The organism is Pragia fontium, assembly GCF_900638655.1.
Taxonomy (GTDB): Bacteria; Pseudomonadota; Gammaproteobacteria; order Enterobacterales; family Enterobacteriaceae; genus Pragia; species Pragia fontium.
Genome location: NZ_LR134531.1, coordinates 3,680,829 through 3,694,679, shown reverse-complemented (window position 1 = coordinate 3,694,679; position 13,851 = coordinate 3,680,829). Strand labels below are relative to the sequence as shown.

At 46.1% G+C, this 13,851-nt stretch carries 11 protein-coding genes and 1 CRISPR repeat array; of the genes, 10 read left to right on the top strand and 1 reads right to left on the bottom strand.

The window, feature by feature from the left end; translation table 11 throughout:
* The first annotated feature begins 148 nt into the window (after window positions 1–148).
* From oxyR to cas6f, 10 genes are all read left to right on the top strand, one after another.
* Complete coding sequence (oxyR, locus tag EL341_RS15950; RefSeq protein ID WP_047782213.1) at window positions 149–1,066, top strand: DNA-binding transcriptional regulator OxyR; 918 nt, start codon at window positions 149–151, stop codon at window positions 1,064–1,066.
* A 152-nt stretch (window positions 1,067–1,218) separates the two neighbouring features.
* Window positions 1,219–1,854 (top strand): HTH-type transcriptional repressor FabR, encoded by a 636-nt coding sequence (fabR, locus tag EL341_RS15945; RefSeq protein ID WP_047782810.1) that lies wholly within the window; start codon window positions 1,219–1,221, stop codon window positions 1,852–1,854.
* Window positions 1,855–1,872: 18 nt separating this feature from the next.
* Window positions 1,873–2,247 (top strand): YijD family membrane protein, encoded by a 375-nt coding sequence (locus EL341_RS15940; protein WP_047782212.1) that lies wholly within the window; start codon window positions 1,873–1,875, stop codon window positions 2,245–2,247.
* 252 nt (window positions 2,248–2,499) lie between these two features.
* Window positions 2,500–3,294, top strand: coding sequence for a WYL domain-containing protein (locus EL341_RS15935; RefSeq protein ID WP_074824678.1), 795 nt, complete (start codon window positions 2,500–2,502; stop codon window positions 3,292–3,294).
* A gap of 119 nt (window positions 3,295–3,413) precedes the next feature.
* A complete protein-coding gene (gene cas1f / locus EL341_RS15930; RefSeq protein ID WP_074824680.1) occupies window positions 3,414–4,403 on the top strand; it encodes a type I-F CRISPR-associated endonuclease Cas1f in 990 nt (329 codons plus the stop codon).
* Complete coding sequence (gene cas3f, locus EL341_RS15925; RefSeq protein ID WP_074824687.1) at window positions 4,400–7,774, top strand: type I-F CRISPR-associated helicase Cas3f; 3,375 nt, start codon at window positions 4,400–4,402, stop codon at window positions 7,772–7,774. The genes cas1f and cas3f overlap by 4 nt, the downstream gene beginning before the upstream one ends.
* Complete coding sequence (locus EL341_RS15920) at window positions 7,774–9,051, top strand: type I-F CRISPR-associated protein Csy1 (RefSeq protein WP_126468154.1); 1,278 nt, start codon at window positions 7,774–7,776, stop codon at window positions 9,049–9,051. Before cas3f ends, EL341_RS15920 begins: the two co-directional genes overlap by 1 nt.
* A complete protein-coding gene (gene csy2 / locus EL341_RS15915; protein WP_126468153.1) occupies window positions 9,048–9,941 on the top strand; it encodes a type I-F CRISPR-associated protein Csy2 in 894 nt (297 codons plus the stop codon). Before EL341_RS15920 ends, csy2 begins: the two co-directional genes overlap by 4 nt.
* 11 nt (window positions 9,942–9,952) lie before the next feature.
* Window positions 9,953–10,996 carry a type I-F CRISPR-associated protein Csy3 gene (csy3, locus tag EL341_RS15910; protein ID WP_126468152.1) on the top strand — a complete coding sequence of 348 codons (1,044 nt, stop codon included), beginning with the start codon at window positions 9,953–9,955 and terminating at the stop codon, window positions 10,994–10,996.
* A gap of 8 nt (window positions 10,997–11,004) precedes the next feature.
* Window positions 11,005–11,643 carry a type I-F CRISPR-associated endoribonuclease Cas6/Csy4 gene (cas6f, locus tag EL341_RS15905; protein WP_074824693.1) on the top strand — a complete coding sequence of 213 codons (639 nt, stop codon included), beginning with the start codon at window positions 11,005–11,007 and terminating at the stop codon, window positions 11,641–11,643.
* A gap of 156 nt (window positions 11,644–11,799) precedes the next feature.
* A CRISPR array of direct repeats spans window positions 11,800–12,427; the repeat unit is 28 nt; unit sequence GTTCACTGCCGTACAGGCAGCTTAGAAA.
* A 216-nt stretch (window positions 12,428–12,643) separates the two neighbouring features.
* Here the strand turns inward: cas6f and trmA are convergent.
* Complete coding sequence (gene trmA / locus EL341_RS15900) at window positions 12,644–13,747, bottom strand: tRNA (uridine(54)-C5)-methyltransferase TrmA (RefSeq protein WP_126468151.1); 1,104 nt, start codon at window positions 13,745–13,747, stop codon at window positions 12,644–12,646.
* Between the last annotated feature and the right edge of the window lie 104 nt (window positions 13,748–13,851).

Below are 13,851 nucleotides of genomic sequence, written 5' to 3'. Positions count from 1 at the left end.
TTATGCAATTTGTGTGTGCGTGCTAATTTTTACTGCTAGCGTCATATTTTTGTTGTTGATGATTATCCATTGAGCCGATTAATAGGTATAATCGTTAGTCGCTATCTTATCTATTGACACGAACTATCTTAAATTAAAGGATTGAGCTATGAATATTCGCGATTTGGAGTACCTTGTTGCACTCTCTGAACACTGTCACTTCCGACGTGCAGCGGACTCGTGTCATGTGAGCCAGCCAACGTTAAGTGGACAGATTCGTAAACTGGAAGACGAATTAGGCGTTATGTTACTTGAGCGAACCAGCCGTAAGGTTTTGTTCACTCAGGCGGGTATGCTGCTGGTTGATCAGGCCAAAACCGTATTACGAGAAGTGAAAGTATTAAAAGAGATGGCTAGCCAGCAGGGTGAAACCATGTCTGGGCCATTGCATATTGGCTTGATTCCCACGGTTGCTCCCTATTTATTGCCCCACATTATTCCCATGCTGCATCAAGAGTTTCCTAAGTTGGAAATGTATCTTCATGAAGCTCAGACGAAAGATCTACTCGCGCAGTTGGACAGTGGAAAGCTGGACTGTGCCATTTTGGCACTGGTAAAAGAGACCGAGTCTTTTATTGAAATTCCACTCTATGATGAGCCAATGCGTTTAGCGATTTATTCCGATCACCCTTGGGCAGGCCGAGACAAAATTATGATGTCTGAACTTGCCGGTGAGAAGTTGCTGATGTTGGAAGACGGCCACTGTTTACGCGATCAGGCATTAGGCTTCTGTTTTCAGGCCGGTGCTGATGAGGATTCGCATTTTCGGGCAACCAGCCTGGAAACGTTACGCAACATGGTTGCTGCTGCCAGCGGTATTACATTGCTGCCTTTACTGGCTGCGCCACCGGAACGTGAACGGGATGGGATCTATTATCTGCCTTGCTATAAGCCAGAGCCAAAAAGAACCATTGGTTTAGTCTATCGTCCGGGGTCACCATTGCGAGCGCGTTATGAGCAACTGGCTGACACTATTGCCGGACATATGCCGGGCGTGATTGATTCTGAGCAAAAGAGAACGAGTTAATCTATCGTCCGTTAGCGGATAAACATTGGTTAAAGCAAACGTTCTTGATTTGTTTCTTGGTCAGCAAATTTTAAAGCAGTTTATGATTAATCATTCTAAATGCTGGTCATGTATATTCGGTCAGTGGATTGATAGGTAAGGATTAAGATGTGATAGGCGTCAGAGCCCAACAGAAAGAGCGTACCCGTCGTTCATTGATAGAGGCGGCCTTCAGCCAGTTAAGTGCTGAGCGGAGTTTTGCTAGCTTAAGCTTAAGAGAAGTGGCTCGTGAGGCGGGTATTGCCCCTACCTCTTTCTATCGTCATTTTCGTGATGTTGACGAGCTGGGTTTAACTATGGTGGATGAAAGTGGTCTGATGCTACGTCAACTGATGCGTCAGGCTCGCCAGAGAATCGCCAAAGGTGGGAGTGTTATTCGTACTTCCGTCTCCACATTTATGGAATTTATTGGTGATAATCCCAACGCGTTTCGGCTGTTATTACGGGAGCGTTCAGGTACTTCCGCTGCATTTCGCGCCGCGGTTGCTCGGGAGATTCAGCACTTTATTGCGGAACTGGCGGATTATCTCGAACTGGCAAATCAGATGCCACGTAGCTTTTCTGAGGCGCAAGCTGAAGCCATGGTGACCATTGTATTCAGTGCCGGTGCGGAAGCGCTGGATATTGACGCAGCCCAACGTAAACAGTTGGAAGAACGTTTAGTCTTACAGCTACGGATGATTTCCAAAGGCGTATATTATTGGTATCGTCGTGAACAGGAGAAGGGTGTAGTGCCCATTTCACTCTAGATAAAAGGAGGAATATCAATGACAGAACAAGTAAATAAAGAATATGGAATACTGTTATTGGCGTTTATCGCCGGTTTATCTGTTAATGGATCGTTTAATGCATTGTTTGACTCAGTGATTGCGTTTTCGATATTTCCATTAATCGCACTGGGTTTTTCTATTTATTGTTTGCATCAACGTTATGTTACTCATCCAATGCCAGCAGGGACGCCAATGTTAGCGGCATCCTGTTTCTTGTTGGGGATCTTTCTGTACAGTGCAGTTATTCGTGCAGAGTATGCCGGAATGGGGTCTAATTTCCTGTTAACCGTGATTTGTGTCGCACTGGTGTTCTGGATTGGTTATAAGCTGAATATTACTGCCCGTCACAAAGTCGCCAGCCAAACAGATTAAGGTTGTTGATCTAAAATAATAACAATAGTCAGATAATTAAAAGGTCATTAGCCCCAATAATATTGGGGCTTTTTATATGGGATAATTACATGTCATTCCATACCCAAAAAAGATTCATTCTTGAGAGCAGTGGATTGTAGACACAATCACGAACCAATCTTATTGATTATGCTAATCTAGGCGTATTTTTAATCGATAGGCGGATTGAATTTGACCATTCACACCCTTCAAGAGCGACACCTTTTCCTAGAGATGCTTGCTCTTTGGCAAGGGTATATCCGCAACAAGGATCTCGTCGATCAGTTTGTCATTACTCGCCAACAGGCTTATCAGGATATTCGAGCTTACCAAGAGCGTTATCCTGAACGGTTAAATAAAATGGCCTCAGGGCCATATCAATTTAGCGCTCAATATATATATCAAGCACCAAAACACTCACTAGAGCATTACTTACAATGGTTGAGCACAGGTCAATTCTATGCGCCTCAGCCAGCACTCAATTCTGTATTGGGGGAGCAGTGCTCCGTCCCACAGCGCTATGTTTCTCCACAAGTCATTGCCGTTTTAACCGATGCTATTCGCCAGCAGAAACGCGTCGAACTGGGGTATGTCTCACTGTCTAATCCCGAGTGGCAAGGGCGAATTTTTCACCCTCACTCCTTTATCAAAACGGGCTTACGTTGGCATATGCGTGGTTACTGCGAAAAATCGCAGGACTACCGAGATTTGGTGCTGAGCCGTTGTCGTGGAGAAGCTGAATTGCTCGATGCTTCCGAGCACACCAAGGACGATGATCAGGTTTGGAATACACAGGTGGATTTGATCTTTGCCCCCGATCCTCGTTTGAATGAGGCGCAAAGGGAAGTGATCGTCCATGACTACCAAATGGATAACGGGCAACTGCACATTACCACCCGTGCTGCTTTAGTTGATTACCTACTGAAAGAGATGCAAGTCAAGACCCAATATCTCGAAGGCACCCCAGAAGCCCAGCAACTGATTTTGCTCAACCCACGTGACGTCAAACCATGGTTATTTGATCGTTAATGCGAAGATAAACCGCGTTCAGGTAAAGTTATTTTACCTGAATAAATGTGCAGGATTGAGCTTTGTACACAAGCACATAAAGTAGATGCATAACCGCACCGCCAGGAATGGAGTAAGCAATGGACGATTTATCCCCCTCAGATCTCAAAGTGATCCTGCATTCAAAGCGCGCCAATATGTACTATCTCGAGTATTGCCGTGTGATGCAAAAAGATGGCCGCGTACTGTATTTAACCGAAGCAGACAAAGAAAACCTCTACTTCAATATCCCGATTGCTAACACCACGGTTCTTATGATGGGTAATGGCACCTCAATCACTCAAGCGGCGATGCGCATGCTCTCACAGGCGGGTGTGCTGGTGGGTTTTTGTGGCGGTGGTGGAACACCACTGCACATGGCGACCGAAGTAGAATGGTTCACGCCGCAAAGCGAATATCGCCCGACCGAATACCTGCAAGGCTGGCTCTCTTTTTGGTTTGATGATGAAAAACGCTTAGCCGCCGCGAAACAATTTCAAAACGCGCGGATAGAGTACTTACAACAAGTGTGGAGCTCGGACCGTGAGCTCGCCCTGGAAAAGTTCAATGTTCAGGATGAGGTCATCAAACAATCACTTGATACCTTTCACCAACGCACCGATGCAGCCAGCAAACAATCCGATTTACTACTCACAGAAGCACAACTGACCAAAGCCTTATACAAATACGCGGCCAACAACACAGGCAAAGAGGGCTTTTCTCGCCAGCATCAACCCGACAAAAAATGCACTGACAAAGCCAACGGCTTTTTAAACCACGGTAACTACTTAGCTTATGGCCTTGCCGCCAGTTGTTTATGGGTATTGGGCATTCCGCACGGTTTGGCGGTGATGCACGGTAAAACCCGGCGCGGTGCTTTGGTGTTTGATGTGGCCGACTTAATCAAAGACGCTATCGTGCTGCCGTGGGCCTTTGTTTGTGCTAAAGAAAATGCCAGCGAACAAGAGTTCCGCCAGCAAATCCTGCAAGCCTTTATTGAACATAAAGCACTTGACTTTATGTTTGACACAGTGAAACGCGTCGCGCTACAAGGCCAAAGCGAAGAAGAGAGCGAGGATCGACCGTTATGATGGTCACTTTCATATCTCAATGTGAGAAAAACGCATTGAAGAAAACCCGTCGGGTGTTGGATGCTTTCGCCAATCGGATTGGCGATAACACTTGGCAAACCCTGATCACCGAAGAAGGATTGTTAACGGTGAAAAAAATGCTGCGTCAAACCGCCAGCCGCAGCACCGCCGTTAGTTGCCACTGGATCCGCTCTCGCTCCCGCAGCCAGTTTTTATGGGTGGTGGGTAACAAAAAGAAATTTAATGCGGAGGGTGTGGTACCGGTGAATAGCACCGAGAAAGATTTGCTCAACAGCGAATATGAAAGTGACTGGAAATATTTGCCACTGATTAAAGCCCTCGCCGCCATGGCTGCTTTGCTACACGATTGGGGTAAATCTTCTTTACTGTTTCAGGCAAAATTAAACCCAGAAATTAAAACCAAGTATAAAGGTGATCCATTGCGCCATGAATGGGTATCTTGTCTGCTGTTTCATCAGTTTGTTACGAACCACACTAACGAAAATCACGATCGAGCTTGGTTGAACTCGCTGATTAATCAAGGCATTGATGAGCCGAGCTTTAACTCCAACTCTTTATTAAGAGAGAAAGCGCTTGCCGAGTTACCTTCCGCAGCAGCGCTGATAGCTTGGCTGATTGTTTCTCATCACAGGCTGCCTTTGCCTAAAGAGCAAGAACTCTGTAAGGCTCAACGAGAGAATAGTAATGCCTCGCTTGCCGATTTACTGGCTAAAATAACTCCATCTTGGGGTTATGAAAACCGCTTCGACGAGTACAACTCGCTGCTTCCCAAATGCTTTGAATTTCCGTTGGGACTACTTTCTAACGCCCAAACTTGGCTTGCTGAACTTAAGCATCGTGCGAAAGATTTATTGCATCATCTACCTTTGTTAGAGCAGGCGATGAATGATGGCAGCTGGCGCGTGATTTTGCACCATGCTCGGCTGTGCTTGATGCTTGGCGATCACTATTACTCTTCACAAGCCAATGATCCACAGTGGCACAGTTCCAGCGAGTTATACGCTAACACCGATCCCAGTACCAAAGCACTCAAACAAAAGCTGGATGAGCATTTAGTCAATGTCGCCAAAGTGACCGTGAATACAGTGAAATTGCTGCCGTTTTTTGAATCTGAGCCACTTAAAGCGACCGAACTCACCGAGCTAGCACCGAAGGCCTGCACACCCAAAGCGTTCCGTTGGCAAGACAAAGCGGTGCGCAAAATTATCGAGTGGCGCGAGCATACCGAAGATAAAAGCCAAGGCTATTTTGTGGTGAACATGGCGAGCACCGGCTGCGGAAAAACCATGGCTAACGCCAAAATCATGCAAGCGCTCTCGGAGGATGGTGAAAGTCTGCGTTTTATTCTCGCGCTTGGTCTACGTACTCTTACCTTGCAAACCGGCGATGAATATAAGCAGCGGCTTAAATTGCAAGACAGCGATATTGCGGTGTTAATTGGCTCTAAAGCGATTTATGAGTTGCACCAGTCGGGCAAGCAAGTTGATAAAGAGGAAATTGAACTGAATCAAGCGGAGCTTGGCTCCGAGTCGATGGAAAGTTTGCAAGAAGAGACAGATGAACTCCACTGGCAAGGTGAATTACCCAAAGAAGAGCTCACCACAGTTTTAACCAAGGAAAAAGATCGCAAGCTGCTGTATGCACCGGTATTGGCTTGTACCATTGATCATATTATGGCGGCCACCGAAACCAAACGGGGTGGGCGTTATATTTTGCCTTGTTTACGCTTAATGTCGTCGGACTTGGTGATTGATGAAATCGATGACTTTACGGAAGACGATCTGATTGCGATTGGTCGCTTAGTCCACTTAGCCGGCATGTTAGGGCGAAAAGTGATGATTTCCTCTGCAACCATTCCGCCGGATTTGGCGCTCGGTTTGTATAATGCTTATCGCCAAGGCTGGGCGGTTTTTGCGGCTAGCCGTGACCGAACCACCAGCATTAATTGTGTTTATGTCGATGAATTTACTGCGCATACCGAGTTGGTGGGCAGCAGCGATGAAAACTTAGACGCCTACCAAGCCTTTCAACAAGGCTTTATTATTAAGCGAGTCGAGAAGCTTAAGCAGCAAACCGCTAAACGCAAAGCCGAGATTATTCCCTGCCTCAAACAGCCAGGTTTACCACTTGAGAAGCAGTATTTTGAAACGGTAAAACAAGCAGTTTTGGATAAGCACCAGCACTATTTCACCTTAGATCCCGAAAGCCAAACGCAGGTTTCTTTTGGTGTGGTGCGGGTGGCCAACATTCAGCCCTGCGTGGAATTAACCAAGCATTTACTCAGTTCTGACTGGCCAGAAGATACGGAAGTTCGTTGTATGGCTTATCACAGTCAGCAAGTGTTGCTGCTGCGCCATGAGCAAGAAAAGCATCTTGACGAGGTTCTCAAGCGCAAAGAAAAAGCGGGGGAATTACCGGCTGCCTTTGCCCATCCTACGATTCGCGGCCATTTGGATACTTGTGGTGCGAAAAATCTGATTTTTATTCTGGTGGCTACGCCTGTGGAAGAGGTGGGGCGTGATCATGACTTTGATTGGGCTGTGATTGAGCCATCTTCTTACCGTTCTATTATCCAAATGGCAGGTCGTGTGCGCAGGCATCGTGACGGGGAAATTATTGCGCCCAACATTGGGTTATTGCAGTACAACGTCAAAGGCTTTAAAGGGGGGGAAGAGCGTGTATTTAACCACCCAGGCTATGAAACGGACCGAACGACCCAGCTAGTCACTCATGATTTAACACAGTTGGTCGATGAAAAAACGCTACTGCAATCGGTCAATGCCATTGCCCGCATTCAAAAGCGAACGACTTTAGAGCCACAAAAAAAATTGGCGGATTTAGAGCATTTTGCTACTGCAAAAACACTCGGTACCGATCAGATTGGCAAACCAGAGGTAACCACTGCCAGCCGTCAGGAGAGATACAGCCGCAACCGCCGTGACAGACAGCCTCATCCTTATTGGAGTGAGCATTTACACGGTCATCTTCATGGCTACTGGTGGCTTACTGCATTGCCGCAATACTTCAAACGTTTTCGAAAAAGTGAGCCAACCGTGCAGATCTACTTAGTCAAAAAAACGCGCAGCATTGAGTTTTGTTTGCGAGAAGAGCAGGGCGGTTTATGCCCGATTGAGCGAGTTTTGAATATTCAGCATCAGCCGCTTGCGCCTGAGCAACAGCAGAAACTCTGGTTACAACGTGATTACTGCGAGCTGATTGGACAATACAGTTCAAGTGCCGAGCAGGAGTTTGCTACGTCAGTGCGATACGGAGAAATCAGTTTTATCTACCGTGAAGGCAATCAGCAATATAGCTACAACGACCAGCTAGGGTTGGTTAAGGTGAAATAATGGAGGAGATTAGCGTGTTAGATCCAGCAATAGCCACCTTTTTTGCTGAGCGCAAAGAGGCTTGGCTTAAGAAGAACATTAGTGCAGCAATGCAAGCATCAGAAGTGTACGAAAAACAACAGGAATGTGAGCAAAACTTTTTGTTAGTCAATTGGCTCCCCGATGCAGCAAGAAGGGCCGGGCAAATCTCAGTTGCCTCACATCCCTGTACATTCAGCCATCCAAGTGCTCGGAAAAATAAAAATGGTTATGTTTCCTCGATTATTGCCAAGAATAAACCGCGAACCGATGGCTTTCTTCGCTCCGGCAATGTGAGCGTGGAACCAGATGCACTCGGAAACGCTGCGGCTTTAGATGTGTACAAGTTCCTGAGTTTGGCGATGAGCGATCAACGTTCTTTACTCGTGCATATTGAGCAAGAGAGTGAGTTAGCGCGCCAGTTACTGAATGTGCCAACCTGTGATTACCAGACTCTACGCGACGGTTTTTTAAAAATGATCAATACCGATCAAGACTCTGTTTCAAGCTCGAAGATTAAGCAGGTTTATTTTCCGATAGCCGATGGTGAATATCATTTACTGTCGTTATTGACGCATTCAGGCCATCTTTTTGAACTGCGTAAGCGGCTTGATGCACTTCGATTTGGCGAAGAAGTGAAAAAGGTAAGAGAGTGCAAAAAATCTAATCACTTTCATCCGACGGGTTACCAAGAAATATTCGGTCTAACCACCATTGGGTTCGGTGGTACAAAGCCTCAAAACATCAGCGTACTTAACAACCAAAATGCGGGGAAAGCGCATTTACTCGCTTCCATTCCGCCAGATCTAAAACCCAGAGATATCCGGCTACCGAAAACTGATTTTTTCAAAGAGAGTTTTACTGCTTGGCAATCCAAAGAGGTGTTGGAATCACTACATCGTCTGTTTATTACCGATTACAACAATATCCATATTCGTGAGGGGCGCGACTACCGTATTCAGCAATACGTTGATCTGGTGATTGAAAAAATGTGGCAAGTACGTCTGTTTCTAGCCGAGTATCAGGGTGAACTGCCAGACGAATTACTGCAAGAGCAAAAAATCTGGCTTTACCCTGAGTTTGAGCAGCAGCGAGAGCAAGAGGATGAGTGGCTCGATAAAATCACTCGGCAAATTGCACGCAGCTTAATCCTCCATTACAGCCGCAGCAAAGTTATTGCCAATCCTGTCTTGCTGGCCGACCAAGAACTACTGGCAATCGAGAAAGTTGTTTCCAGCAATAAGGAGAACTTACGATGAATGTGCTGATTTTGCCGCATATTAATATTCACAACGCCAATGCCCTGTCGAGCTCTTTTACCATTGGCTTTCCGGCCATGACTGCATGGTTAGGCTTTGTCCATGCTTTAGAACGCAAATTGAACAAAGCAGGCTTGCCAGAGTTAATGCTGCACAGCGCAGCGGTCGTCAGCCATCGGTGTGATGTACAAACTCACAAAGGTGAGGGGGATTTTGTCCATTCGATTATTGGTACTGGGAACCCACTCGACAAAGATGGCTCACGCTCGGCATTTATAGAAGAAGCACGCTGTCACTTAGACGTCTCATTAGTGATTGAGTGGGGTGGTAATGAGGATCAAGTACAGCACGCGGACTTTGCCGAGCAGTTGCAAGCGGTGATCGCCACCATGAAAGTAGCGGGGGGCGATGTACTGAGCATGCATCGACCACTTAATCAATCCGTCGATATTGATAACCCACAAGAAACCAGAGCATTGCTGCGCAAGTTAATGCCCGGTTATGTGCTGATCGAACGACGCGATTTAATGACTGAGGCGATGGCGCAAGGTTCTGATGCATTAGATGCGCTTCTCAGTTATCTCACCGTTAACCACCGTTGTGAGCAGCTTGAAGATGGAAGCGTTATCTGGCGCAGCCAGCGTAAAGCCAGTGGCTGGATTGTACCGATCGCAACTGGTTTTCAGGGCATTTCGCCATTAGGTGAGGCGAAAAATCAGCGCGATCCTTCTGTGCCGCACCGCTTTGCCGAAAGCGTAGTTACACTCGGTGAATTTGTCATGGCGCACAAAATTCAGCATCTCGACGACATGCTTTGGCACTACCACAACGATTTAGAAAACGATCTTTACCTTTGTCAGCAAGTTAACGCTATCAACGAACATCAATAAGGAACAACCTCATGGCTAAAAATAACGACACCGCATCTGTATTAGCATTTGAAAAAAAATTAGTTCCATCGGATGGCTATCTATTTGGTACCAACTGGGAGACTAAAGAACAAACAACGCCGTTAGCACTGCAAGAAAAATCGGTACGCGGCACTATTTCCAATCGTTTTAATAAGAAAGATGTTGGGGAGTTCACAAAAGACCCAGCAAAACTCGATGCAAAAGTTGAAAGTCCAAATTTACAACGTGTTGATGCTTGTGCGTTAGGGCAAGACCAAGACACTCTTAAACTGCATTTCACCCTAAAAGTATTAGGTGGTTTAGCTCAGCCTTCGGCTTGCAATAATGCGCTGTTTAAACAGAGCTATAGTGCCGCCGTTGGGCAGTACATTGCCAAACATGGCTGCCTGGAGCTGGCAAAACGTTACGCCACCAACCTTGCGAATGCACGTTTCTTATGGCGTAACCGAGTTGGTGCTGAGGAAATTGAAGTGCAAGTCAAAGCGCTCAACAAAGGGGCAGAGCAAACTTGGACGTTTGATGCCAAACAGTTCAGCACTCGTCACTTTGAGCATAACGATGCACAGATCAATAGCTTGGCGGATCGCATTGCTCAGGCGCTGGCCAGTGAATCCGGTCACCTGATGCTACAAATTGATTGCTATGCCAACGTCGGTAAAGCGCAAGAAGTCTATCCAAGTGAAGAGTTAGTGCTGGATAAAGGCAATAGTAAAACCAAGAAAAGTAAAATTCTCTATGCGGTCAATGAACATGCAGCGATGCACTCACAAAAAATCGGTAACGCGCTGCGTTCGATTGATACTTGGTACCCGGAATACGTTTCAGAAGAACAAAGTGCAGGAGCGATTGCTATTGAGCCTTATGGCGCGGTCACCAATTTAGGTAAAGCGTTCCGTACCCCGAAAGACAAGCAGGATTTTTACACTTTCTTTGACAAGTGGGCGCGTGGCGAAGCCTTAGCGCGTGAAGAAGATGAACATTACTTGGTGGCTGTGCTAGTGCGCGGTGGGGTATTTGGCGAAAGCGATAAGTAGGTGGCGGTATGAACTACTACCAAGAAATTACCTTACTGCCGGATGCGGATATCTCGCTGGGTTTTCTTTGGCAAAATGTCTTTCAACAAGTACACATTGCCCTCGTTGAGCACAAAGTGGATACGAATCAGTCTGCCGTTGCGGTTGGCTTTCCTGATTATCGCCAAGCGCAATTTCCACTCGGCAGTAAGTTGCGGCTGTTTGCTAAAGAGCAAGCGACACTGGAAAAAATAGCCATTAACCAATGGCTGGCTCGCCTGAAAGACTATGTGCATATCAAAGGGATAAAACCCGTACCCAGTGATGTCACCTACGTGAGCTTTGTGCGTAAACAGGTGAAATCGCCAGAGCGGATTGAGCGCGATATGCAGCAAAAATCGGCATTGTGGGCAGCTAAATCGGGTAAATCGCTGGCAGAATGCTTAATTGAGCTTGAAAAAAGTAAACCGACCGATCTATGTCGCTTGCCGTTTATTTACTTGCATAGCCAGCAAACCAAGCAGCGCTCGCCAGATAAAAACAGCAAGTTCCCGCTGTTTATTGAGATGCATCCGCAAAGTGCATCGTTGGATGGGGTGTTTGATTGTTATGGCTTGAGTGCTAAAGCGAGTGGTAAGCCAGCATTTGCCACCGTGCCGCACTTTTAAACTCAGGTATAAAGGGTAAGTTTTTACCCTTTATTTTTGCTCTTTAAAAATATTATTTAAATACAATGGGTTGCAATGCGCGGTTTTTAACAAGGTAAAAATGCGATTTTTATCCTAACTGCTTGTTGTAACTTATTTTTATTGATTTATTCTATTGTTCACTGCCGTACAGGCAGCTTAGAAAATGCGAGAACGCCCGCTCGATAGGTTTGGCTTGTTCACTGCCGTACAGGCAGCTTAGAAAATAGCGTTGAGCCGTATTTTTCCCGCACGTTTGTTCACTGCCGTACAGGCAGCTTAGAAAGTTCCAAGAAACGGTTATTAACTGAGCATTATGTTCACTGCCGTACAGGCAGCTTAGAAAAAAGCGAGTCCCTTTTGCGATATTTTTATCACGTTCACTGCCGTACAGGCAGCTTAGAAAAGCATCAAGAACTGGAAATCTCTGCGGCCGTGGTTCACTGCCGTACAGGCAGCTTAGAAATCTATCCCTCTAATGTGGTTAAGCGCCGTAAGGTTCACTGCCGTACAGGCAGCTTAGAAAGCAAGCGGATATTGTCAATGTTTAAAGCTGGCGTTCACTGCCGTACAGGCAGCTTAGAAATTGGCGCAGACATCACCTGTTGAGAGTGGTCGGTTCACTGCCGTACAGGCAGCTTAGAAAATATTCAGCGCAATTAGTTGAATCAAAACCAAGTTCACTGCCATACAGGCAGCTTAGAAAGTGCTGTTTATGTTGAACATAATCACTGGCCAGTTCACTGCCATACAGGCAGCTTAGAAAGGTATGAAATCAAACTATTCATCATCTACGCAGCATTGCGACAATATGTATCGTTTACAGTTAATCTCGAGAGTATTGGCGGCAAAGAGCCGCCATGCATCAACAATAATTGTTAGGAAGGGAATGTTAAGAAAGGTATTTGTAGTTTGAATCGTCCCCGTACCTCATATCGTACCCATCCCAATTTCTTCTACTTTAAATTATCGGTGATAAGCCTTATTTAATGCGCTCTAGAAGTACACCCGATTCCATATGATGGGTATAAGGGAATTGGTCAAATAACGCCAGTCGACTCACCCGATGAGTTTGGTTGAGGACAGTCAGATTTTCACATAGGGTTTCCGGATTACAGGAAATATAAAGAATTCTTGGGTAATCCTGAACCATGGTGACCGTTTGCGGATCGAGGCCGCTACGCGGCGGATCGACAAAAATGGTTTCGCACTGGTAGCTGGTTAAATCAATGCCTTTTAGTCGATTAAATTCCCTGACACCTTGCATCGCTTGAGTAAATTCTTCTGCCGCCATTCGAATGATTTGTACGTTTTCAATCTTATTGGCGGCAATATTGAACTGGGCGGCAGCAACGGAAGGTTTGGCTATTTCTGTTGCCAGTACACGATTAAAGTTGCGCGCCAGCGCCAAAGAGAAATTACCGTTACCGCAGTATAATTCAAGCAAGTCACCCTTTGAGCCTTCGGTGACGCTTAATGCCCACTCTAACATATGAATATTTACCGCTGCATTCGGCTGAGTAAAACTGTTTTCCGTTTGGCGATAGATCATCTCTCGGCCAGCAACCATTAAACGCTCATCGGCATAGTCGCGATCCAGACAGATTTTTTGCTTTGAGGCTCGACCAATCAGTTGCAGGTTAAATCCGCGTTCCCGAAGCGCATCACGCAACTGCGTTGCATGCTGTAGCCATTCATCATCAAGCTGGCGATGATAGAGCAGAGAAACCACAATTTCTCCGCTCATTGTCGAAAGATAATCAATCTGAAACAGCTTATAGCGTAATGTTTTATAAGGTTTTACGCCGGCCAATAGTTCTGGCATCAGCCGATTAATCAATTCACTGGCGGCAGGAAAAGTCTCGACCCGAATACGCTGCTTGGTCGCCTGATCGAACATGATGTGGTAAAGGTCATCACCATCATGCCAAATACGAAATTCTGCTCGCATGCGGTAATGGCTTAGCGGTGAACGAAAAACCTCCGGTTCAGGTGCTGAAAACGGTGCCATCATCGACATTAAGCGGTTTTTCTTTTCCGTCAGTTGAGCATTGTACTGATCGGTCGGCAGCGAATCTGGGGTCATAGGCTTCTCAGGTATCTTATAGAATGTATTTGCTAGGGCGGAATTGTAGGGAATGATGGCGTGATGTCCAGTGCAGAGAAACGATTTAAATATAAATAGCAGTC